The following is a 21907-nucleotide window of genomic DNA, read 5'->3' on the forward strand; positions in this document are numbered from 1 at the left end:
CAGAAAAGGCCGGCAAAAAAGGCGATAACACTGAAATGCGCGCCCGCCTATTTAAATATTGGGTTCAAAAAAATTGAAAAAATCTAAAAAAAACAGCAAAACAAAACCCAAAACTAAAAAATTTTCATAAAAATGAATGAAAGCCGAAATGAATCTTACACCCTGTTTTCCGCGCACAGGCCCTGCCAGTTCCCGTCCAGCCATTTCTTCTGCTTTTTCAGGATTTCGCCGAAGCCGCGCAACGCCATCTCCCTGTCCACGACCCCCCCTTTGTGCGGATGCCGGTATTTGCGCTGCTTGTTCGAGCCGAAACCGTCGAAGTAATGTATGAGCTCATGCAGCAGCGTTGCGTCCAGAACGAATTCCGGCACGCTTGGATGGCAGATAAGCGGATTGATTTCAATCAGCGAGCCGAACTCCGCGTCTTTCCGCAAGGGCTTTATGTGCCCGAGCTTGGTGCGCCATTTCTTCCCGAAGCGCACGACCAGGAGGTTTGAAACCGTTTCATGCGAAAAATTTTCGCGGATAAGATGCGCGGCCCTGCGCGCAAGAACGGAATCGTCAACTGCAAACGCCGGCATCATGGTTTAAATAAATGAAAAAGTATTTAAGTTATGCAAGGAAAAAAGGCGGCAGAATGGCTCAAACAGGCGACAACAACAAGCTTGCCTTGCTTTTGGGGCGGGCGCAAAGCGGGAACATGGGCGCGCAGGATGAATTTTTCAGGCGGGCGCGGCCGCAAATATTCGAGTATTTTAGAAAAACGTTTCCGGAACTTACCGTGGACGCAATAGAGGACCTGACACAAGACACAATTGTCCGGGCATTCCGTGCATCCGGCAGATTCGAATTCCGCGGCAACGGGGACCCCGGAGTATTTGCATGGCTGTACAGGATCGCCACGAATGTGGGGATAAACCGATACAGGCGGGCGCAGAGAACCCCCGAAATGGCGCCAATGGATGAGCACATGGACCGGGTCACAGGGCAGGCGGATCCGGCGCCAACTCCGGACAAAATATTGGAAGATAGGCAATTGCCCGAAGATTTGCGGGATACCCTCGCCGCACTTCCCGACGCATTCCGTCAGGCAGTGGTTCTTGTGGACTTACACGGGTTAACATATGAAAAAGCGGCACAGCTATTGCGTGTTCCAGTCGGAACAGTCAGAAGCCGCCTGTCTCGCGGAAGGAACCTGCTAAGGGATTCGCTGCCGCACAGGAACCCGGAACGCCATAAGCCATTGCCGCCGCATGAAACCCCCAAACAGCCGAGAAGAAGCCATGGAAGATAATGCAGCCAAAACGCAGCAAGAAATGTTTTACGCAAACGGGCCGTACGGGCGCAAGAAAAGAGCCGTCACTTGAAAAGCCTGAACTTTCGCCCGCGGCAACTTAAAATATGGGAACTGACATTTAATGCTTTGGCTGAGTGCATGCGAAAAGACGACCCTGCAAAACTCCTGAATTCAACGCAATGGCGCGATCTCGCAGTAAAGGCGCGGCTGGGAAACAGAGAAGCTTTGGATGCGCTGTGGGGTTTTGCGTCCGCCTATATTCATGCGGGACTGAGGGAAAACGGCATAAGTTTGAACTCACTGCCTGAAAACGAGCGACAGCAGCTTGCAAGACTTTGCAGAAATGAAGTCGTCACGAGGCTGGGCAAGGGAACTTTTTCTTCGGCGAGAAACGATCTTGACCTTGGCGGAATGATTCAACTCGCTGCGAAAGCGGCGTCTGACAAATTCGTCAGGCCCGAAACCGGCAAGCGTCCGCCGGAGGCAACGCCCGGAGAAACCCCCAAGCGCCGAAAACAAAGCCCGAAAGAACAAAGGGCCCTGCAGTGCCTCCAAATCCTGGCCCAAGAGAAAGGCATAGACTTCCTAAGCCCCGAAAGCATAGCAGTAGCCAACGCAATACCCCATGACCGGCGGACCCGTGAACAGAGGCTGTTAGTCAGGATAGCCGCGGACCATATCACAAGAGAAATCTTTACAGGCCGCAGCTGGGAAGAAATTGCGGCGCAGGCCGCCGAAAGCGCTCAGCATCCCCGGCAGGAAGGGCACAGGCCCGCCCGCGAGGAACACGGCGAGCCGCGCAAGCCGCCGAAAAGAAGGCCCTGAAAACGCCAACGGAACGACAAAAACAGTTTTAAGCACTACACAACGGACTTTTAGCGGGGGAAAAGTTTTTGGCTGAAGGAAAAGAAACACGGGAAAGCGGGCGGGGCGCAAAGCAGGCGCACTCGCATTCCGACAGGATGTCCTGGGACGATTATTTCATGGCAATCGCGGAACTCGCGTCAAAGCGCGCGACCTGCCCGCGCAGGAGCGTCGGCGCGGTTCTCGTAAAGAACAAGCGCATAATCGCGACCGGCTACAACGGCTCTCCGCCGGGCCAGCCGCACTGCATCGACGTCGGCTGCCTGATGGTGGACGGGCACTGCATCCGAACAATCCATGCCGAGGAAAACGCGATTGTTTTCTGCGCACGCGCAGGCATTCCTGTGGAGGGGGCAACGCTTTACATCACCTCATCGCCATGCCAGCACTGCGCAAAAGTCATAATCGCCTCCGGCATAACGGAAGTCGTTTACGGCGACGAGTACTGGGCATCCGAGCACGCAAAGCAGTTCCTTGCAGGCTCCGGCATAAAGCTGCGGAAATCCGAACTCAAAAACGCCTAAAATTTTATTCTGCTTACTCGGCTGTTCACAACGCAGGGGCTAGCGCCCCTTGCAAACCCCTTGCGTGGTATTGCTTGCGCAATACCACTTATGCACAAACAGCCTACTCGGCGTATTGCGATTAGCAATACGCCTTAGTTCCGAACCAGCCGGACGGAAACGGCTCGGCGAGGAAAAAGCATTTAAAGTGGTAAACCAAAGGTATAATGGATTCCATGAAACCACAAACCGCATTCGCCATGGTTTTGCTTTCGGTTTTCCTGTCCGGCTGCGCGCAGGCTCCCGGGCAACAGCAAAATTCCGGCAACGGCGGATCGCAGGCAAACATCGAAGTGCCCGCCGGCATCGCGCCGCTCGCCGACGACAATTCCCTGCAGCAGTTCACGAACAACCGGCTGCCTGCGCAAATTCTGGGCGGCTTGGAAATAGCGCCGCTCGAATGCTCTTCCTCGTTCATTCCCGGAATAGGCAATTCACTGGTGTGCACCGCCGCATTCACCAACAATTCGGATGAAATCAAGAAGTTTGCCGCAACCATTGCAGTGAAGGATTCTTCTGGCGGCTGCATAATGAAATGCGATGAAGGTTTCGAACTCAACAAGGCATTCATTGAAATCGCGCCGGATGACACGCAGGAAACCGACTTCACGTGCACGCTCAAGAGCTTTGAAAACCTGAAACCGGAGCTTGTCCTGACACAGGGCGATTACGCGGCCGAGGGCATCCAAAGGTGCGGGCAATGAACTGGACGGCGAAAAAAATCCAGATTCTCAGCCTTGCCATGGCAATCCTTTTCCTGATTTTCGTCGGAACCGCATTCTACAACCTGCACGAGGGCTTTACTCTGATCGACTCGTTCTACCTTGCGGTTTCAACGCTTTCAACAGTCGGCTTCGGGGACGTGCACCCGGTAACGGAGATCGGAAAGCTTTTCACCGCGTTTTACATCCTGTTCGGCGTCGCGGTCTTCCTCTACTCGGTCGGCGCGATTGCAGCATTATACGTGAAAAGCGAGCAGAAAGCGATAATCGGCGTAATGGAAAAAAAGCTGCACGCAAAGCTTGAAGAGCATCTTGGGAAAAAGGCAAAATAGCGTTTCCGGCATATCCGCCAGTCACCAGAACTTTTGCCTGGCCGTTCACTCAATCATGCCGGGCGAAACGCTTTCCTTCACGATGTTGAGTATCAGGCTCGTATTGGTCCTCGTCACATACTCTTCGGCCAGGAGCTTCTTGACGAACGCGTTCAGCTCGGACGTGTCCTTGAACTTCGCGATGATAAGCGAGTCAAAGTCGCCGGTGACGTCGTAAACCGAGCAGACGTTCTTGTGCCTTGCGAATTTCTGCTCGATTTTCTCCAGGTGCCCGCCCTTTATGGAAATGTTTATGAGCGCGACAACGTCGTAGCCAAGGCTTTTCGAGTCCACGACCGGCACGATTTTCGAGATTATGCCGTTTGCCTCCATCGCCTTGATGCGGTTGTGCACCGTGCCGATGGTTATGCCAAGCTGCTTTGCTATGTCCTTGTACCTCGGATTGTTGCCCTCAAGCAGCATGTTCAGGATTTTCTTGTCCGTCGCGTCGATTTCCAAAAGACCGCCCCCAGAATTTCACAGATAAGCTTCATGCATTAAAAAATTTTTAAATCTGACGGTTCAGGATGCATTTTTTTAAAATTTTTTTTGCCCCTCCGGCGGCACGTTTTTAAGGGACCGGGGCATATCATTGTGTATTAAATAAGTCCGCTTCTTTCAAGGCATCAGATACCGGTCGTCCATGAAGGGAAGGCGACGGGTTTTTCGGGGGTAATGCAAATGGTCCACAAAAGCGTTCTGGAATTCATAAAATCCGAAAAGCTTGACTTTGTCGACGTGAAATTCATCGACCTGCCGGGCAAATGGCAGCATTTCACCGTGCCGAGCGCAATGTTCGACGAGGGCTCCTTCGAAGCCGGCCTAGGCTTTGACGGCAGTTCCATCCGAGGTTTCCAGGACATCAACGAATCGGACATGCTTTTGATGCCGGACGCATCCACCGCGCGCGTCGACCCCTTCTTCAACAAGACACTGAGCATAATTGCGGACGTGAAGGACCCTGAAACCGGCAAATGGTACAGCCGCGACCCAAGATACATCGCAAAAAAGGCCGAAAAGCACCTGCTCGACTCAGGAATAGCCGACACAGCATACTTCGGCCCGGAAGCGGAATTCTTCATTTTCGACGACGTCAGATACGGCCAGAACGAGTTTTCGGCATTCCATTATATCGACTCGGATGAGGGGGCATGGAACAGCGGCAGAAAGGAAGGAGACGGCTGCTGCGGGCAAAGCCGCAACCCCGGCTACAAAATCGGCCACAAGGAAGGCTATTTTCCGGTTCCGCCGAACGATTCCCAGCAGGACATCAGAAGCGAAATGGTCCTTGCAATGCAGAGCATGGGCCTTGACATCGAAGCGCACCACCACGAGGTTGCAAGCGGAGGCCAGGCCGAAATCGACATCAGGTTCGACTCATTGCTCAGCATGGCGGACAAGGTGATGACTTACAAGTATGTCGTCAAAAACGTTGCAAGCAAGCACGGCAAGACCGCGACTTTCATGCCCAAGCCCATGTTTTCGGACAACGGCAGCGGCATGCACTCGCACCAGTCGCTGTGGAAAAACGGCAAAAACCTGTTCTACGACCCGAAAGGATATGCAGGCTTAAGCGAAATGGCATTGCATTACATTGGCGGCATACTAAAGCACGCGCCTGCATTGTGCGCATTCATTGCACCGACGACAAATTCCTACAAGAGACTGGTGCCGGGCTTCGAGGCACCGGTCATTCTGATTTATTCGAAGAGGAACAGGTCAGCCGCAATAAGGATTCCGATGTACTCGCAGAGCGAAAAGGCAAAGCGCATAGAATTCAGGACGCCTGACCCGAGCTGCAACCCGTACCTGGCATTCTCGGCAATGCTGATGGCAGGATTGGACGGCGTGAAAAACAAGATTGAGCCGGGGCACAGCCTTGACAAGGACCTCTACGACCTCGAAGCGGATGAGGCGAAAAGCCTTAAGACCGTGCCGAGTTCGCTGAACGAAGCATTGGACGCGCTGGAACAGGACCACAAGTTCCTCCTCGAAGGAAACGTCTTCACAAAGGACCTCATCGACATGTGGATTGCATTCAAGCGCGTCAACGACGTGGATGCCATAAGGCTGAGGCCGCACCCGTGGGAATTCAAGCTTTACTACGACGTGTAAAGCATTTTAAATCCGGAAAGGGACACAGTATTTAGGGCATGGTGGTAACATGGCAGACGACAAGAAAAAGGCCGGAGCAAAGGACGAGGACGTGAGGCCCAAAGGCTTCAGCGAACAGTTCACAAAGGAAGTGTACGACACATTCGTCGCCTTTGGGCACATACCGTCCAAAAAAATAGAGCTTGAGCCATTCAAATACCCTTACATTTCAGAGCAGAACGCAAGGCTCATCCGCATGATAAAGCAGAAAAAAGGCGAAAAATAAGCATCCGCCTTTACTTTTTCTTTTTTTCTGTTTCTATTTTCTAGCAGTATGCAAGCCGCAAACGAAATGCAAAACAAACGGCTGCACGCAACCGTTGCCGGCCACGTGCAAGGCGTTTTCTTCCGGGCGCACTGCCAAAAGGAAGCCGCAAAACTTGGCCTGACAGGCTTTTGCCGAAACCTTGCTGACGGCAGAGTCGAAGTCGTAGCGGAAGGGCCGAAGGAAAAGCTTGAAGTGCTTGAAAACTGGCTCGCTTCAGGCTCTCCGCACTCGGCAGTCGAAAAAGTCGAAAGCGAGTGGCTGGAAGCGACAGGCGAATTCCCGGCATTTGAAATAAAATATTAGGCGTTAACTTCATCATCGCCTATATTTCCATCACGCGGTTTTTATGGAGAGCGTTGTTTCTTCCTCGAAACTCTTGCCTGCGATTTCAAGCGTGATTTTGAGCTTGTAGTCGCCGGAAGAAATGCTGCCGTTCGGATTGGGCCTAACATTGAAGTCGAAAACGCGTTTCTCGCCCCTGCCGAGGATTTCAATGCCTTTCTGCGCGGGAAAAACTATTATGTTCTGCCTGTCGACCGGCTGAACGCTTAAAACCGCGCCTTCGACGGTCTTGTCAAAAACGTTTTTCACAGTTACAGACAAGACCGCGCTCTGGCTTTCCCCAAGATTCAATGGATTCCTGTCGAAAGAAAACTCCATCGGTTTCGGCGAAAAAAACGCGAGCAAGGTCTGCGCAAGGAAAAACAATACGACGAGCGCGACAATCGCCAGCAGCGGCTTTTTCAGCGATTCAACGGAAAAGTCGAAATCCAGGCCCGAACCGGAACCCCTGGGCTTTCCATACAACGGCATCAGAATCGCACACAAATATGTTCTTTGTTTTTTTAAGGGTTTTGAATGGCGGGAATGGCCAGACCCTGCCTGCACGAACGCGTGAAAAACGCGGCAAAATCACGGCAGGACGAACAGCTTGTCGTCGCCTTTGCCGTCGAGGATGCCGGAGCGGACGCCCGCGTCAAGCCAGGCATGCGCATAGCTGTAGGCCGCCAAGGCAGTCGGGAGTTCGCCTTTTTTTTCAAAATGCCCGGCATCCGAAAAATAATCTTTCGCCATTTTCAGGAAATCATCCGCGGTTTTCTTCTGTTCCACGGAAATGCCTTTCGCAACCGAAACTTTTTGCAAGGCTTTTTCAGTAAGCCTGCGGTAATGCGCAACCTTCGCCTTCAGCTCCGATTCCAGTTCAGGCATTTTTCGCCAACTCCGCCAAAGCTTCCTTTTCCTTGTCCGAAAGTTTGCCGCAGACTATGAGACAGGCCGGAACGCCGAAAGAAACCTGTTTCAGTTCGGCAGCCTTGCCTGCAACAATTTTCTCGTGCGCGCTCCCGGCCTGCGAAATGCCGGCAAGCGTTGCGTTTGCAATGATTTTTGCGCTTTTGCCGCGCTTTTTTTCAATTCCCTCGAGGATTTCAATTGCCTCTTTCACTGCCATAAGCCTTGCCTTTTCCGCCTTGATGTCAAGCAGGCAGAGCGAGTGCAGGCCGGCTTTGGAGTTTTCCGCTATGGCATCGTAAAACGATTCGGGTGCAAAATTTTTCTCCGGTTCGACAATGGTTGTGGTGCGGCCGAACTTGTACTGGCTCAAACCTGTTTTTCCCAAAAAGTCGAAAACCGAGATGCCAGCGCGGACAGCGCATTTCACGTTCTGCTTTTTGCATTCAAGCAAAATTTCTATGTGCGTCGTCGCGCTCAAAGGGTTGCCGAAGACAAGCAGGGCAATGTCCTCTTTTTTCGCGTTTGCAACAAAAGCGGCAAGGTCGTCCTCGACGCTTTTCCTGCCGGCCTGCAAAACCTTTTTGCCCAAAAGCGATTCAAGCTCGGCAACACTGCCATCCGAGTAAACGCTTGTGTAGGTTTCAAGGAAAACCTGCTTGCAGGATTTCGCCTCTTCAAGCGCCTCCAGAGTCAGGTGCTTTGGCTTCAGGCCGAGGCCGATTATTTTCAGCATGCATCCACAACCCTGAAACGCCCAAAATTCACAGGCACGTTCCGACTCCCACTGTTATCATGTCGCGCAGGCCCGGGGCCATGCCCAGAACCAAAAGCAGGAGTTTTGCGAAACCGGCAAGGTTCTCGTTCTGTATTTCGGTTTCAATGTAATGCAGGATGACCATTGCGAGAACGACTTTCACTATGACAAACGCAATCGGGTAAACGCCGAGAATCGCGCTTGACAATGGATGCTGTTCGCCGCACGAAAAAACCTGGGTTGCGACAAACGTTGCGCTTCCGTCAAGCGCCTGCCCGGCAACCACGAGCAGGTTGAGCTGGTTTTCAAGCAGCCTGTTTTTCAAAAGCTTTTCAAGCAAAAGCTTTGCAGCAAGAACGGCAAAGCCGACCATTGCCAGAACAAGGAAAACCCCGCCGACAGACGCAAGCCTGAAATTCAAAACGTCGAACGCAAGGACCGGCAACGAGAACAGCAGGCCGAAAGCCGCAAACGGCTTGTGGAAACCGGTTTTGAGTTTTTTGCCCGCAAGCCACGCAAAGGCAATGCCGGCAAAGGCGATGAACGCCGTCAAGAACCAAATGCCGGGAGTGTAGGTGTAATAGCCGAATTCAAGCGGGTTAATCGAACGCGGAAAAATGCCCATGTCCTGGATGATGCGGAAGGCCGAGCCGAACAAAATGTACGGCAAAAGCGCGAGAATGAATTTGAAATCAAACTTTATTCCGCGCCTGTCAAGCAGCGGAAAAATCACGAAAAACGATAGCAGGAGCAAAATGCCGCCGTAGACAAGCGTGTTAACCGGATTGTAGCCCTGCACTCCCGGCGAAAGCGCGGGCTCCACAAAGCAGCGCTGCACAATGTCGGTCGACGTGCCCTTGCACAGGCCATAAAAAAAGTTTTCAACAAGCCCGGTCACAGCCTCACCAGAAAATTTGAACAATGCACCATTTTTTATAGGTTAATTCACACGCGCCTGCCGTGTACAATGCGTTTTTTTGTTTCCAGTTTTCCAACTTTTGGCCTGCCGGCAATTTCTTGCGGGTTTTCCACAAGATGAAAAATGTCATCATAGCTTGTGGCTGATCTCAGCGCCCGTTTCGCATCGCCCACTGAAATGCCGCTCCTGTTAATTGCGTGCCAAACGGATGCCGCTTCATCACGGACCAGACACAAGTCAGGCCTTGCAGACTGGATCATATGAACGGCATGCGCATAAGGGTATTTCACGGAAAGCCCGGTATGCTCTTCAAGCGAAAACCTGCTGCCGGGGGCAAACTGGCGGAGCCCGTTCAACAGGGCCTCACCCTGCCTCGGAACGCAATGCCCGGAATGCGTGCCATAGGCAATGATTTTCACCTGTTTTGAAAAAGACGCGCCTGTGCCGGAAACATGGCGGGAAAATCCGTTCCATATCCCCCCAAAATCGCGGCTGAAATCATATTTGGCACTGTCAACTATTACGGCCCGGTTTCCAAGCATGTTTGAAACCCACGAATAAAACCGGCCCGCGGAATCAAGAAAGGCCGGTGCCAACCACGGGTAATGCACAACGAAAAGCATTGAAGAAGGATCCTTTGCAATTCTCTGGACCTGCCTCGCCCAGCTTCCCTTCCAGTCCGAACCAGCCTGTGCAAGCCTTTGGTTTGGCGGCATTCCGTCAAAAAACGGGTAAACAAGGCAGTGCACTGTCTTTATTTCCGGCATGAAAAAAGTATGCCGCCAAACAATAAAAGGCTTGTGCACGCATAATAGGTTCATGGAAAAAAAGGCAAGCCTGCTTTTCGGCCTGGCAGTCGGATTGAAGGACGCGGAAAAAGCCAAGCGCTTCATCATAGAAAAAAATCTGTTCGTTAAAGGCATTGCGCCGAAAAAAAGCAAAGGCAGCATAACTTTTCCCCTTGCAAAAAAGCTGTCCGCAGGCGAGATGAAAACATTTGGGGCGAAGGCAAAACATGGAAAATTCAAATTCGAGAAATCAGAATTAAAGCAGGGCAGCCTGAAGGAAAGGCTGAAGGGAAAGCTTTCCGGAAAAGAGCTTGAAAGCCTCATTTCCTCCTACGACCAGCTTGGAGACACCGCGATAATAGAGATTCCGCCGGAACTTGAAAAAAAGGAAAAAATAATTGCAAAGGCCCTGCTGGATTCGGGGCCGAACATCAAAACCGTGGCAAAGATTACGGGCGTGCATTCCGGAGAATTCCGTGTCAGGCCGGTTGAAATCATTGCCGGCGAAAAAAAGGGTTTCGCGCTTTACAGGGAAGCCGGATGCGAGTTCAGGATTGCATTGGGGAAAGTTTTTTTTTCCCCGCGCCTCGGCACGGAAAGATTGCGAATCAGCAAACTTATAAGGCCGGGCGAGGTTGTCGGCGCGTTTTTTGCCGGAGTCGGGCCTTTTCCAATCGTGTTTGCGAAAAACTCGCCCATGCAAAAAGCGGTTGCCATTGAACTGAATCCCGAGGCGGTAAGGCTGATGCGCGAAAACGTTGTGCTCAACAGGTGCTCTGACAAAATCGAAATCATCGAAGGAGACGTGAACCGGGTTTGCCTGCCAAAGTTCGGGGAAGCCTTTGACAGGATTGTCATGCCCTTGCCGAAAGGCGGGGAAACCTTTTTGCAGACGGCGGTTGCGTGCGCGAAAAAAGGCGGCGTGATACACTTTTACAGGTTTGCCGGGAGGCAGAATCCCTTTGAACAGCCGCTGGCGGAGATAGCTGAAGCGTGCCAAAAGCAGGGCAGAAAAAGCAATGTTCTGCTAAAAAGAAGGGTGCGGTCGTTTTCCGCCTCGACAGTGCAGGTCGTGGTCGATTTCAGGGTCCGATAGGCAATATCTGCCTTTTTTATTTTTTCGCATGCTAATGGATTGTGGTTAGTGAATGGAATTGAACCTGGTTTTTTTCGGCCCGCCCGGCGTCGGCAAGGGCAGCATTTCGCAGAGGCTTGAAAAAACCTACCGCGTGCCGCACGTTTCAAGCGGCCAGATCCTGCGCAGGAAAGCCGAGGAAAGCTCCATTCTTGCAATGCAGATAAAGGAAAACGTCGCAAAAGGCGAGCTTGTCGACAACCACACAGTCGCATACCTCATAGAGGAAAGGCTCGGCAAAAAGGACTGCAGGAAAGGATTCATGCTTGACGGCTTTCCGCGAAACATTGCACAGATCAGCATGCTTGACGCGATCCTGAAGCATTACGACAAAAAGATTTCAATCGTAATCGAATTGTCCGCGCCGGAAGATGTCCTTGTTGAAAGGCTTTCGTGGAGACGGCAGTGCAGGCAATGCGGAAAAATCTACCACATGAAGAACCTGCCGCCGAAAAAGCCGGGCGTGTGCGACGAGTGCGGCGGGGAATTGTTCCAAAGGGAAGACGATTTGCCGGAAACCATAAAGAAAAGGCTTGAAGTCTACAAGAAATCAACCGAGCCGCTGAAGGCGGAATACGAAAAGCGCGGCCTGCTTGAAACAGTCGACTGTTCCGGGGAAATAAAGGAAAACCTTGCGAACATCAAGGCAGCGCTCAAAAAAAGGGGCCTTGCATGACGGTTGACGTCGTAATAGTCGGAAGCGTTGCCCTGGATTCAGTCAAAACTCCTTTCGGAAAAGTCGAACGCGCGCTTGGCGGCTCGGCAACCTACGCGTCAGTTGCGGCAGGCTATTTCTGCAGGCCGGGAATTGTCGGCGTGGTCGGAAAAGACTTTCCAAAACAGCACACTGATTTTTTGGAAAAGCGCGGCATAGATTTGCAGGGACTGTCGCACGCGCAAGGAAAAACCTTTTTCTGGGAAGGCGAATACGGGTTCGATTTGAACCAGGCGGTAACCAAAAAAACCGAGGTCAATGTTTTCGAAAATTTCAGGCCGGAACTGCCGGAAGCATACCGGAAAGCCGACTACCTGTTTTTGGGAAACATCCATCCGGAACTGCAGCTTGATGTCCTGAAACAGATGGACAGGCGGCCGAAGCTTGTCCTCGCCGACACAATGAACATGTACATTTCCTCGCAGAGGGCAAAAGTATTGGAGGTTGTGAAAGAGGTTGACATCTGCCTCATGAACGACTCCGAGGCGAGAATGCTGTTCAACACGCCAAACCTCATCAAGGCCGCAAGGGAAATCCTCAAGCTTGACTCCGACATCGCAATCATCAAAAAAGGCGAGCACGGCAGCATAATGGTTTCCGAAAACGATTTTTTTGCCATGCCCGCATATCCCCTTGAAAATGTCATTGACCCGACCGGAGCGGGGGACTGCTTTGCCGGCGCGCTCATAGGCTATCTTGCAAAGTCAAAGGATTTGGGGGAAAAGAATTTCCGGAAAGCAATCGTGTACGCCTCCACTGTCGCATCCTTCAACGCGGAAGGATTTTCATTGGACAACCTCAAAAAAACCGGCATTTCAGACATAGAGGAAAGGGTAAAATCGTTCAGGGAAATAGTGAGGTTTTAAGTGGCACCCCGTTCAGAAAACATGGAATGTGGAACAGCATGAAACCGTTTTTTTCAAAAAAGGCCGCATGGGCATTGATTTTTGCGCTGGTTTTGTTCGACAGCCTGCTGGATTTGCTGTTTGCCCAAAATAAGGGCCTTGAGAGCATGTTTTGGAAGCCGATAGCTGACGCGTCCGGAATAAAATTTGCCCCCTTGGGCGTGCCAATGGTCCTGCTGATTTTTTTTGTTGCCACAAAAATTCTGGCGGTTTTGGTGAAAAAGATTGATAAGACTGATTTCGCGGAAGAAATACTCTTAACGGGGCTGGCAGTTGTCTACACCGCATTTGATTTGTGGCTTGTTTCAGTTTACTTTTTCGGATTCACGCTGTTCAAAAGCCCGGTCAGTTTGATTCCATTCCTTGCAGGAATAGGAATAATTTACTGCTGGTGGGCGCAAAAAAAATCCATGGCCGGATGAAGGATATGCAACCGCTCAAGCACAAGCCAAACCCTTAAAAATACTATTTTCGTGAAATGTTTTCAAAGACTGTTTTGGTGGTATTGTGGCTGATTTCAAGGTGAAGGACATTAACTTGGCCGGGCAGGGCGCCCTCAACATCGAATACGCGGAGAGCCAGATGCAGGCGCTCATGGAAGTCAAAAAGCGTTTTGAAAAGGAAAAGCCCCTGAAAGGAATGCGCGTCGGCCTTGCATTGCACGTAACGAAGGAGACAGCAAACCTTGTGCGCACTCTCAGGGCAGGAGGGGCGGAGATTGCGATTGCGGGCTGCAATCCTTTGAGCACGCAGGACGACGTTGCCGCGGCTTTGGCAAAGGAAGGCTTCAGGGTTTTCGCCTGGAAGGGCCAGACAAGCCAGGAATATTACGAGAATTTGAACAAGGTTTTGGATTTCAAGCCGAATGTTACCATTGACGACGGCTGCGACCTCGTCACAGAAATCCATTTGCGCCAGCCCCAGCTGATAGACCAGATGGTTGTCGGCACTGAAGAAACCACGACGGGCGTGATAAGGCTGAGGGCAATGGAAAAGGACAAGGCTTTGAAGTATCCGGTCATTGCAGTGAACGACAACGCTACAAAGCACCTGTTCGACAATTATTACGGCACGGGCCAGAGCACGTTCGATGGAATCCTGCGCGCCACAAACGCCCTCATCGCGGGCAAATCGGTTGTAGTGTGCGGTTACGGCGACTGCGGGAAAGGAGTGTGCCAGCGCGCGAAAGGCCTTTCCGCAAACGTGGCCGTAATTGAAACCGATGCGCTCAGGGCATTGCAGGCGACGATGGACGGCTTCCAGGTCATGCCAATGTCCGAGGCCGCCAGGATTGGCGACATTTTCATCACTGTCACGGGCGACAAGCGCGTAATCCGGCAGGAGCATTTCGAAAAAATGAAATCCGGCGCGATTCTCGCGAACTCCGGGCATTTCGACGTTGAAATCGACGTGAAAGGATTGAAGGAAATTTCAAAAAAGCACAGGAAGGTCAGGCCGTCCCTTGACGAATTCACGCTCAAAAACGGGAACAGGCTGTTCCTGTGCGGGGAAGGGAGATTGGTCAACCTTGCCGCGGCTGAAGGCCATCCGAGCCAGGTCATGGCCTTGAGCTTCTGCGGCCAGTCGCTTGCAGTCGAGTACGGCGTGAAAAACAGGCTGCCGGCGAAAGTGCACGTTCTGCCGAAAGAGATAGACAACTCGATTGCGGAATTGCAGCTGAAGGCGATGGGCATAAGAAAGGATTCGCTCACGAAAGAGCAGAAGGAATACCTTTCAAGCTGGAAGGAAGGCACTTAGGCTGGTTTTCTTGCCCGAAGAAATCAACAGTTATTCGGAGTTCGCGGAATTCTACGACGCCATGACCGATCCCGCGGAAAAACTTTCGGATTTTATTCCGGCGTACCTTAAACGAAAAAGGCTCCGGCTGAAAAAAGCCGCCGACATCGGGTGCGGAACCGGAAAGTTTTCACTGGCGCTCGCCAGGCTCGGCTTCAAAGTCACGGGAATAGACGCAAGCGCAGGCATGCTTGAAATCGCCGCAAAAAAAGCGGAAGCCGAAAAGCTTGCGATAAAATTTGCGCAGGCGGACATGCGCAGCTTTTCCATGCCCGAAAAGCAGGAGCTGATCGTCTGCGGCGACGCAATAAACTCGATTCTGGCGGAAAAAGATCTTGAAAGCGTTTTCAGGAATGTTTTCGCAAACCTTGGAAAAAACGGCGCGTTCATTTTTGACGCCAACACCCTCAAAGATTATTCCGGCAGGGAAAACTGGACCGGTTACGGCGGGCACATAAACGAAAACGTTTCGTTCATATGGGAAGACTATGTTTTTGGCGACAGGTGCGAAATTGAACTCGTGTTGTTCAGGAAACAGCCGAATGGATTGTACCGGAAAGAAAAGAAAGTGCTTGTGGAAAATGGTTATCCTATCAAAACAATAAAATTCCTGCTGGAGAAAGCTGGCTTTTCAAAAATCGAAATCCTGACGGAAAAAATGAAAAAGGCGTCGGAAAAGGACACCCGCGTTTACTTCACTGCAAGGAAATGAAAAAAAGAAAATGAACAAAAATAAAAAGTCAGAGCAGCTTGAGTTCTTTCAGCTTTTTCTCCCATTCCCTGCAGACGATTTCCGTTTTTTTCTCCGCAAGGCCGGTGTAATGTTCCGGCTTTCCAAGCAATGCAAGCTGCTGTTTGGAGAATTTCGCGAAGAACGGCTTCAACTCTTTGTCCGCGAAGGCGATTTCGGCAAGCGGCTTCTGCGCCTTCCCGGCCTGCAGTGTGAGCTGCTTCACTTTTTCGTGCGCGTCGGAATGGCCGTAAAACGCCAGAAGCAGGTACATCGGTTCCGCGATTATGCTTTGCCTGCTCTTGTTGAAATTGGCAAGCATGTTCTGCCTGTCGACAACGAGCTTTTTGCACGTGCGGTTCAGGCGGTTTGCCGCAAGGTACAACGCCAGAATGAGTTCGGGCAAAAACCTTTGTGAGGCGCTGTTCGTCAAATCGCGCTGGTGCTCTGAAATCTCGTCCAAATAAGCCGTGATGGAACGCGGCATGAACGCTTTCCAGAGGCTCTTGACGTTCTCAAAATTAATCGGATTGCGCTTGTGCGGCATAGTCGAACTGCCGACCTGTTTCGAATCGAATGCCTCGCCCACTTCCGCGATTTCCGTTCTCTGCAGATGCCTCATGTCGTCGGAAAAGTTGGCGAGAACCGAGAACGTCGAGATAAGCGAATGCGAAAGGTCGGCCAAAGGCTCCGGCTCGGCAATCTGCGTGCTCGAAATGCTTATCCTCAGGCCGAGCTCTTCCATGACGTCGTTTTCGAATTTGAGCGGGTCCTTTATCAGCAGGCTGCTTGCGTTGTACGCGCCGACAGCCCCGGAAAACTTGCCGCACAATTTGTCCTTTGCGCGGAAAATGTATTTGGTGCGGTTGCCGAGCCTGCTCACATACGATGACATTGCAAATCCGAAAGTTATGGGTTCGGCGTGCTGGCCGTGCGTCCTGCCGATCTGCAAGGAAGCCTTTTCGCGCAACGCAATTCCAATGAAAGTCTTTTCGAGTTCAACCAGTTCCGGCAAAAGTATTTCCTCGACAGCCTTCTTGTAGCGGTACGCCGAAGCAGTGTCGACAATGTCGTAGGACGTCGCGCAAAAATGCACGAACGGCTTGGCTTCAATGCTTACCTTCCGCTTTATGACGTTTGCGAGCGCGCGGACGTCGTGCTTCGTGCTCTTTTCCTCTTCGTAAACCTCTTCGGCGGAAACTTTTTCGCAGGCTTTCGCGATTTCTTCGGCGATTTTCCTTGAGCAGACGCCATTTTTTGCAAGGGCTTTCGCAAGGCAAGCCTCGACTTTTGCATGCGATGCGATGCGCGCGTTCTCGGAAAGGTAAGGCGAAAGCTTTTGCACCAAGGATTCGTCTCCGCCATAATAGCGGAAATCAACCGGATTCACCAGGTCAAACAACGCGATTTTTTTAGTCATAAATAGCCTTTCTCTGCGAGGTTGGATTTTATCCTTTCGGTTGCGTCAAGCTGTTCGGGAACGACGATTTCTTTGCCGGTGATTTTCTCAAAAGCCGTTATGTAGCGGCTTGCGACTTCTGCGCGGATATTGTCCGGAATTTTTGGTATCGGCCCGTCGCCCATGAAATTCTTTTCCTTTATCAGCCACTGGCGCAGGAATTCCTTGTCAAGTATCTGCGGCTCGACGCCCTTTTCAAACCTTTCAGCGTAAGTGCCTGCAAACCAGTAGCGCGAACTGTCGGGCGTGTGCATTTCATCGACGACAACCAGCTTTTTTCCGAGCAGGCCGAACTCGTATTTCGTGTCCACCAGAATCAGGCCATTTTTGGCGCAAATGCGCGTGCCCTCCGCAAACAATGCCAGCGCGGTTTTCTCCATCGTTTCAAGCAATCCCTTTTCCACCACGCCCTTTTCCACGAGGCTTTCCTTTGAAACGTGCTCGTCGTGCAAGCCTGCTTCCGCTTTTGTGCTTGGGGTGACAAGCGGCCTTGCGAATTTCTGCCAGTTCCGCAGGCCTTCCGGCAAAACAATGCCGGAAATGTCCTTGCCGTCGCGGTAGTCGCGCCAGGCGCTGCCGGTAAGATAGCCCCTGACAACCATTTCAACGGGAATCACATTACATTCCTTTGCGATGGTCACGTTTGGGTCTGGCACGTCAATAATGTGATTGTCGACTATGTGCTTTGTCTTTTCAAACCAGAAAGCGGAGCATTCGTTCAAGACCTGGCCTTTGAAAGGAATGGTCGTCAGCACCCTGTCAAATGCGGACAGCCTGTCGGTAGTGATGATTATGCGCGTGCCGTCTCCCAAAGAATAGTTGTCGCGCACCTTTCCAGCGTACTTCCTGCCGAGGCCGGAAAAATTTGTTTCGCTCAAAGTGAATGCCAGCATTTTTTCAAGCTGAGCTTTTTCAATCATTTTCCGGCACCTGATTCCGAGTCGGACTTCAAAACAGCCTGCTTGGCCTTTGCCCTCAATTCCGAAATAAGCGGGGAAAATTTTCCGCGGCCGTTCAAAAGCTGTGCTGCGGCAAACGCTGCATTGTCGGCGCGGTTCAGCCCGACCCAAAGGCCGTTTGTGCTCAGTTCAAGCACCTTCGCCGCCAGCTCAGCCCCGCTTGTGTCAGCCGCCATAGGCACAAAAATTCGCATGTTCCTGCCAGCGGGCAAAACAATCCTGTTGGTTTTCGACAGTTCCACGAGATGAATTGAAACAGTCCGCAAATCGGGCTTTGATGTTTCACGCGTGTAAAACTCTATTCCGAACCGTTCCAGCAAAAGCTTGGCATCATTGGCCTTTTCAAACAATTCAAAATCGGAAAAAGCCGGCTGTACGATTTCAACCTTTTCAAAGCCATCCAGAAAAGCCTTGACCGCAAACGCGGCATCTTCAATGTTTTCAACTCCGGCAGAAAGCACCGGAATGCCGGACGGCATCTGCGAGCAGGAAAGAAAAGAATCCAAGCCCGAATAATTGGCGTTGACGGGAATGCCTATGACCGGCTGAATCGTTTTTGACGCAATCACGCCGGGCAAGGCCGCGGACAGGCCTGCACCCGCCACAAAAATGCGCGCGTTGCTTTTTTCAACCGCAGCCGAAAGTTCCGCGGGAGACTTGTGCGCGGAAAGAATGCGCAGTTCGGCTTTCACACCAAAATCCGAAAGCCTTTTCATCAGGGGCCTGAAAACAGCCTCATCGGAACCGGAACCGAAAACTACAAGGCAGTCGGGCATTTGCAACAAAAGAATTGACGGAGAGAAAAAATAAAAACCCCACTTTTAAGGATTCAGTTTTGCAACCGCTATTCCCGACAAAACAAAGTAAACCGCTCCGGCGACAACCGAATTTATGGTGAAGCCGACGGGATAGTTCATGCTCGAAAAAACAATCCAGGCCGAGGGCAGGCCGGCCACAAGCCACATCAACAGGCCGAAGTTCTTTCCGCGTTCAACAGCACCGCCCTTGAAGGCATGGCCAAGCTTTGCAAAAACAACCGCCAAGGCAAAGCCCAAAACAACGGGGTGCAGGAAAAACAAAATCATGACAGGGTCGTTGATGGAGCGCATTCCGCCGAGCGAAAGCACGTTGTAGGACATGCCCGGAATTGCCTGGACCACAAAATTGACGACAGCGGAAACAATGAAAATTATGACAGCAGACACAAGGCCGGACGCAGCAAGCTTTTTCATTTCCACGGACAAGCACCCTCAGCCAATATTGCAGTCCAAGTGGGATTTAAACTTTTCCAGCCCGCCTAAGCAAGTGCTACGCACTCAATCTCGACAAGCGCGCCTTTCGGCAAGGCGGAAACCTCGACAGTTGCGCGGGCTGGCTTTGAAGCGAAATGCCTTGCATACACTTCATTCATCGCCTGGAAGTCAGCCATGCTTTTCAAAAAAACCGTTGTCTTGACGACCTTTTCCAGGGAAGAACCGGCGGCTTCGAGCACCGCCTTCAGGTTTTTGCAGGCCTGCCCCGTCTGCCCGGCAATTCCGCCAGCAACAAATTCGCCTGTCTTCGGGTCAATCGGAATCTGGCCGGAGCAGAAGACAAAACCGTTCGCCTTTATTGCCTGCGAGTAGGGGCCGATTGCGGCGGGGGCGTTTTTTGAAAAGATTTTTTCCATTATGCGGACCACAAGAAATAATTTGGGAAAACTGTTAAAAAATGCGATTGCCGCGCCCATAAACACAAAACGCCAATACGTTTTTCGTATTTTTTAGTTCTTTTTTTAAGGTTTTTCGTTGACGGGTTTTAGGGACAAAAGGGGGAACAGGGAATGGTTGAAACAATCAATGCCGGTCTTGCCAAAAACGCTTTTTTGAAAAAATGGGTCGAGGAATGCGCCGAACTGTGCCAGCCGGAAAGAATCTGGTGGATGGACGGAAGCGAAGAGGAAAAGGAAAAGCTCACTGATGAGGCTTACAAGACCGGGGATTTCATAAAGCTCAACCAGGAAAAACTGCCGGGCTGCAACCTGCACAGGTCCGCGGTCAACGACGTCGCAAGGACAGAACAATTGACGTTCATCTGCACTGCACAAAAGGATGATGCTGGGCCGATGAACAACTGGATGGCACCCGACGAGGCTTACGCAAAGCTTTCGGGCATTTTCAGGGATTCTATGAAGGGCAGGACAATGTTCGTCATACCGTTTTCAATGGGGCCATTGCACTCGCCGTTCAGGAAAATCGGCGTGCAAATCTCGGACAGCCATTACGTTGCATTGAACATGCGCATAATGACGCGCATCGGAAAAAAGGTGCTCGAAGCGCTCGGCGATTCCGATGATTTCACAAAATGCCTGCACGGAAAAGCGGAATTGGACATGGAAAAGAGGTTCATCTGCCATTTCCCCGAAGACAATGCCGTTTGGAGCGTGGGCTCCGGCTATGGCGGAAACGCATTGCTCGGAAAAAAATGCCTTGCATTGCGCATTGCAAGCTATCTGGGCAAAAAGGAGGGCTGGATGGCGGAGCACATGCTCATAATGGGCGTGCAGAACCCGGAAGGCAAAACCCATTTCATTGCCGCGGCATTCCCAAGCGCGTGCGGAAAAACAAATCTCGCAATGCTTATTCCGCCCGCAGAATTCAGGGGCTGGAAAATCTGGACGATCGGCGACGACATTGCATGGATCCGCATTGAAAAAGACGGCAGGATGTATGCAGTCAATCCCGAAAACGGCTTTTTCGGCGTTGCCCCGCAGACAAGCTACAGGACAAACCCGAACGCAATGAAAACAATCGGCAAAAACACCATTTTCACGAACGTCCTTTTGAGGGACGATGGAACGGTCTGGTGGGAAGGCATGGAGGAAGCGCCAGCCAAAGGAACCGACTGGAAAGGCGAGCCATGGACTCCGCAGAAAGGCGAGCCAGGCGCGCACCCGAATTCAAGGTTTACGGCGCCGGTTTCGCAGTGCCCGTCGCTTTACCCGGACTGGGAAAACCCGAAAGGCGTTCCGTTGTCCGCAATCATTTTCGGGGGAAGGCGCGCAACGACAATGCCGCTGGTGTTCGAGGCATTCGACTGGCAGCACGGCACCTTTGTGGGCGCAACAATGTCATCCGAAAAGACTGCTGCAGCGGTCGGCAAAGTCGGGGAAGTGCGGAGAGACCCCATGGCGATGCTGCCGTTCTGCGGCTACCACATGGGCGACTATTTCAGGCACTGGCTCGACATGGGCAAAAAGGCGGAGAATTGCCCGAAGATTTTCCACGTCAACTGGTTCAGGAAAGACGGGAATGGGAAGTTCCTGTGGCCGGGCTTCGGGGAAAACCTGCGCGTGCTCAAATGGGTAATCGAAAGGTGCGAAGGCAATGGCAGGGCGGAAAAAACCGCCATCGGATTCGTGCCGGAAAAAGGCGCGATCGACACGCATGGAATCAGCGTAAGCGAAAGCCAAATGCTCGAGCTGCTCAAAGTGGACAAGGCCGAATGGGCCGGCGAAACGAAAAGCCAACTGGAACTGCTTGACAAAATCGGCGAAAGGCTGCCAAAGGAAATCCGCGAAGAGCACGAAAAGCTGGCGCACAGGCTGCAATCACAATAGCCTTTGAAGCTTTTGCGTCGACAAAATCTTCACTTTACCCTGCCGGCTGAAATGCAGGTCATCGGACCAAACGGCGCATTTTTCCTGCATGGCGAGCGCAAGGAAAGGCGTGTCGGCTTCATCTATTTCACGCATAATTTCGAAAGCCCCTTTCAAATAAACCGCGCTGATTTCGGTTTCATCAAAAAGCCGGATTTTCCGGAAAAACATGTCAAAAAGGGCAAGGTAATCCCGCCGTGTTATGCCTGCCTTTGAAAGGATTTCCTTTTCATGCTTTTTTATTTCAGCCTGTGAAAAGTATACGCCGAGAAAGCTGAATTTCGGGCTTAAAAGAATTTTTCTTGAAACCGAATCCCGGATCAGCGCGGCAAATATCCTGTTCGAGTCAACAACAAGTTTCATGTGCTGAACCTTTTGCTGAAGCGTTTCCAGATTTCCGCCTTGATGTTGTTCCCGATTTTTTCGGCATCCGCCTCTGAAAGCCTGCTGTTCCGCAAGGCATTGTCGGCCCATTCAAGCTCTTCAACCTTTTTTTCAAAGGCAAGCCTTGCAACCTCGCTCCAGCGGACATCCAAATGCCGCCCCATCCGCTTTTTCAGTTCCGAAGGGATGGCCAAAGTCATGTTAGGCACAGACAACCACCAAAGCAAATTATGTGAAAACACATATTTAAAGC

Annotated in this window: 29 protein-coding genes; 15 read left to right on the forward strand and 14 right to left on the reverse strand. The window is 51.6% G+C overall.

The window, feature by feature from the left end; all coding sequences use genetic code 11:
* Positions 1 to 155: 155 nt before the first annotated feature.
* Positions 156 to 581: a hypothetical protein gene (locus tag HY394_03920; protein ID MBI4053157.1), complete on the reverse strand. Its 426-nt coding sequence runs from the start codon at positions 579 to 581 to the stop codon at positions 156 to 158.
* Between the two features lie 56 nt (positions 582 to 637).
* On the opposite strand from HY394_03920, the gene HY394_03925 reads away from it, so the two are divergent.
* The 5 genes from HY394_03925 (at position 638) to HY394_03945 (ending at position 3778) form a co-directional block, all read left to right on the forward strand.
* Complete coding sequence (locus tag HY394_03925) at positions 638 to 1294, forward strand: sigma-70 family RNA polymerase sigma factor (protein ID MBI4053158.1); 657 nt, start codon at positions 638 to 640, stop codon at positions 1292 to 1294.
* Between the two features lie 141 nt (positions 1295 to 1435).
* Positions 1436 to 2122, forward strand: coding sequence for a hypothetical protein (locus HY394_03930; protein MBI4053159.1), 687 nt, complete (start codon positions 1436 to 1438; stop codon positions 2120 to 2122).
* A 137-nt stretch (positions 2123 to 2259) separates the two neighbouring features.
* Positions 2260 to 2685 carry a cytidine/deoxycytidylate deaminase family protein gene (locus tag HY394_03935; protein ID MBI4053160.1) on the forward strand — a complete coding sequence of 142 codons (426 nt, stop codon included), beginning with the start codon at positions 2260 to 2262 and terminating at the stop codon, positions 2683 to 2685.
* 206 nt (positions 2686 to 2891) lie between these two features.
* Positions 2892 to 3428, forward strand: coding sequence for a hypothetical protein (locus HY394_03940; protein ID MBI4053161.1), 537 nt, complete (start codon positions 2892 to 2894; stop codon positions 3426 to 3428).
* Entirely contained in the window at positions 3425 to 3778 is a 354-nt protein-coding gene (locus HY394_03945; GenBank protein MBI4053162.1) for a two pore domain potassium channel family protein, read from the forward strand. Before HY394_03940 ends, HY394_03945 begins: the two co-directional genes overlap by 4 nt.
* Before the next feature lie 45 nt (positions 3779 to 3823).
* Here HY394_03945 and HY394_03950 read toward each other — a convergent pair whose 3' ends face one another.
* Positions 3824 to 4240: an Lrp/AsnC family transcriptional regulator gene (locus HY394_03950; protein MBI4053163.1), complete on the reverse strand. Its 417-nt coding sequence runs from the start codon at positions 4238 to 4240 to the stop codon at positions 3824 to 3826.
* Positions 4241 to 4498: 258 nt separating this feature from the next.
* Here HY394_03950 and glnA point away from each other — a divergent pair, with 258 nt between their 5' ends.
* The 3 genes from glnA to yccX all read left to right on the forward strand — a co-directional run bounded on the left by glnA (position 4499) and on the right by yccX (position 6542).
* The gene (gene glnA, locus HY394_03955; GenBank protein ID MBI4053164.1) at positions 4499 to 5932 is read left to right on the forward strand and encodes a type I glutamate--ammonia ligase; all 1434 of its coding nucleotides are present in this window, start codon (positions 4499 to 4501) and stop codon (positions 5930 to 5932) included.
* A 49-nt stretch (positions 5933 to 5981) separates the two neighbouring features.
* Entirely contained in the window at positions 5982 to 6197 is a 216-nt protein-coding gene (locus HY394_03960) for a hypothetical protein (GenBank protein MBI4053165.1), read from the forward strand.
* Between the two features lie 66 nt (positions 6198 to 6263).
* The gene (gene yccX, locus HY394_03965) at positions 6264 to 6542 is read left to right on the forward strand and encodes an acylphosphatase (protein MBI4053166.1); all 279 of its coding nucleotides are present in this window, start codon (positions 6264 to 6266) and stop codon (positions 6540 to 6542) included.
* 30 nt (positions 6543 to 6572) lie between these two features.
* On the opposite strand, the gene HY394_03970 is transcribed toward yccX, so the two are convergent.
* The 5 genes from HY394_03970 to HY394_03990 all read right to left on the reverse strand — a co-directional run bounded on the left by HY394_03970 (position 6573) and on the right by HY394_03990 (position 9912).
* The gene (locus tag HY394_03970) at positions 6573 to 7052 is read right to left on the reverse strand and encodes a hypothetical protein (protein ID MBI4053167.1); all 480 of its coding nucleotides are present in this window, start codon (positions 7050 to 7052) and stop codon (positions 6573 to 6575) included.
* Between the two features lie 99 nt (positions 7053 to 7151).
* Positions 7152 to 7448, reverse strand: a complete 297-nt coding sequence (locus HY394_03975; GenBank protein MBI4053168.1) for a DUF357 domain-containing protein — start codon at positions 7446 to 7448, stop codon at positions 7152 to 7154.
* The gene (gene dph5, locus HY394_03980; protein ID MBI4053169.1) at positions 7441 to 8205 is read right to left on the reverse strand and encodes a diphthine synthase; all 765 of its coding nucleotides are present in this window, start codon (positions 8203 to 8205) and stop codon (positions 7441 to 7443) included. The genes HY394_03975 and dph5 overlap by 8 nt, the downstream gene beginning before the upstream one ends.
* Before the next feature lie 28 nt (positions 8206 to 8233).
* Positions 8234 to 9124 (reverse strand): DUF63 family protein, encoded by an 891-nt coding sequence (locus tag HY394_03985; protein MBI4053170.1) that lies wholly within the window; start codon positions 9122 to 9124, stop codon positions 8234 to 8236.
* 47 nt (positions 9125 to 9171) lie between these two features.
* On the reverse strand, positions 9172 to 9912 hold the full coding sequence (locus HY394_03990; protein ID MBI4053171.1) for a hypothetical protein: 741 nt from the start codon (positions 9910 to 9912) through the stop codon (positions 9172 to 9174).
* Between the two features lie 52 nt (positions 9913 to 9964).
* Here HY394_03990 and HY394_03995 point away from each other — a divergent pair, with 52 nt between their 5' ends.
* The 6 genes from HY394_03995 (at position 9965) to HY394_04020 (ending at position 15197) form a co-directional block, all read left to right on the forward strand.
* Positions 9965 to 11029: a class I SAM-dependent methyltransferase family protein gene (locus tag HY394_03995; GenBank protein MBI4053172.1), complete on the forward strand. Its 1065-nt coding sequence runs from the start codon at positions 9965 to 9967 to the stop codon at positions 11027 to 11029.
* 52 nt (positions 11030 to 11081) lie between these two features.
* Complete coding sequence (locus HY394_04000; protein MBI4053173.1) at positions 11082 to 11744, forward strand: adenylate kinase; 663 nt, start codon at positions 11082 to 11084, stop codon at positions 11742 to 11744.
* Positions 11741 to 12649, forward strand: a complete 909-nt coding sequence (locus HY394_04005; GenBank protein ID MBI4053174.1) for a sugar kinase — start codon at positions 11741 to 11743, stop codon at positions 12647 to 12649. The genes HY394_04000 and HY394_04005 overlap by 4 nt, the downstream gene beginning before the upstream one ends.
* Before the next feature lie 74 nt (positions 12650 to 12723).
* Positions 12724 to 13110, forward strand: a complete 387-nt coding sequence (locus HY394_04010; protein ID MBI4053175.1) for a hypothetical protein — start codon at positions 12724 to 12726, stop codon at positions 13108 to 13110.
* A gap of 85 nt (positions 13111 to 13195) precedes the next feature.
* Positions 13196 to 14446 carry an adenosylhomocysteinase gene (locus HY394_04015; GenBank protein MBI4053176.1) on the forward strand — a complete coding sequence of 417 codons (1251 nt, stop codon included), beginning with the start codon at positions 13196 to 13198 and terminating at the stop codon, positions 14444 to 14446.
* A 10-nt stretch (positions 14447 to 14456) separates the two neighbouring features.
* Positions 14457 to 15197 (forward strand): class I SAM-dependent methyltransferase, encoded by a 741-nt coding sequence (locus tag HY394_04020; protein ID MBI4053177.1) that lies wholly within the window; start codon positions 14457 to 14459, stop codon positions 15195 to 15197.
* A 28-nt stretch (positions 15198 to 15225) separates the two neighbouring features.
* Here the strand turns inward: HY394_04020 and HY394_04025 are convergent, their stop codons facing one another.
* Genes HY394_04025 through HY394_04045 form a run of 5 tightly spaced genes read right to left on the reverse strand, consistent with a single transcriptional unit; the run spans position 15226 to position 19305 of the window.
* The gene (locus HY394_04025; protein MBI4053178.1) at positions 15226 to 16635 is read right to left on the reverse strand and encodes an adenylosuccinate lyase; all 1410 of its coding nucleotides are present in this window, start codon (positions 16633 to 16635) and stop codon (positions 15226 to 15228) included.
* Positions 16632 to 17567 carry a phosphoribosylaminoimidazolesuccinocarboxamide synthase gene (locus HY394_04030; protein MBI4053179.1) on the reverse strand — a complete coding sequence of 312 codons (936 nt, stop codon included), beginning with the start codon at positions 17565 to 17567 and terminating at the stop codon, positions 16632 to 16634. Before HY394_04030 ends, HY394_04025 begins: the two co-directional genes overlap by 4 nt.
* 23 nt (positions 17568 to 17590) lie before the next feature.
* Positions 17591 to 18409 (reverse strand): AIR carboxylase family protein, encoded by an 819-nt coding sequence (locus HY394_04035; protein ID MBI4053180.1) that lies wholly within the window; start codon positions 18407 to 18409, stop codon positions 17591 to 17593.
* A gap of 45 nt (positions 18410 to 18454) precedes the next feature.
* Entirely contained in the window at positions 18455 to 18871 is a 417-nt protein-coding gene (locus tag HY394_04040; protein MBI4053181.1) for a hypothetical protein, read from the reverse strand.
* Positions 18872 to 18930: 59 nt separating this feature from the next.
* Positions 18931 to 19305 (reverse strand): RidA family protein, encoded by a 375-nt coding sequence (locus HY394_04045; protein MBI4053182.1) that lies wholly within the window; start codon positions 19303 to 19305, stop codon positions 18931 to 18933.
* 150 nt (positions 19306 to 19455) lie between these two features.
* Here HY394_04045 and HY394_04050 point away from each other — a divergent pair, with 150 nt between their 5' ends.
* The gene (locus HY394_04050; protein ID MBI4053183.1) at positions 19456 to 21231 is read left to right on the forward strand and encodes a phosphoenolpyruvate carboxykinase (GTP); all 1776 of its coding nucleotides are present in this window, start codon (positions 19456 to 19458) and stop codon (positions 21229 to 21231) included.
* On the opposite strand, the gene HY394_04055 is transcribed toward HY394_04050, so the two are convergent.
* Together HY394_04055 and HY394_04060 are read right to left on the reverse strand one after the other, a co-directional pair.
* Positions 21223 to 21633 carry a hypothetical protein gene (locus tag HY394_04055; protein ID MBI4053184.1) on the reverse strand — a complete coding sequence of 137 codons (411 nt, stop codon included), beginning with the start codon at positions 21631 to 21633 and terminating at the stop codon, positions 21223 to 21225. The genes HY394_04050 and HY394_04055 overlap by 9 nt on opposite strands.
* Positions 21630 to 21863, reverse strand: a complete 234-nt coding sequence (locus HY394_04060; protein MBI4053185.1) for a hypothetical protein — start codon at positions 21861 to 21863, stop codon at positions 21630 to 21632. Before HY394_04060 ends, HY394_04055 begins: the two co-directional genes overlap by 4 nt.
* Positions 21864 to 21907 lie beyond the last annotated feature (44 nt).

It is taken from the genome of Candidatus Diapherotrites archaeon (assembly GCA_016205145.1).
Classification (GTDB): Archaea; Iainarchaeota; Iainarchaeia; order Iainarchaeales; family JACQJH01; genus JACQJH01.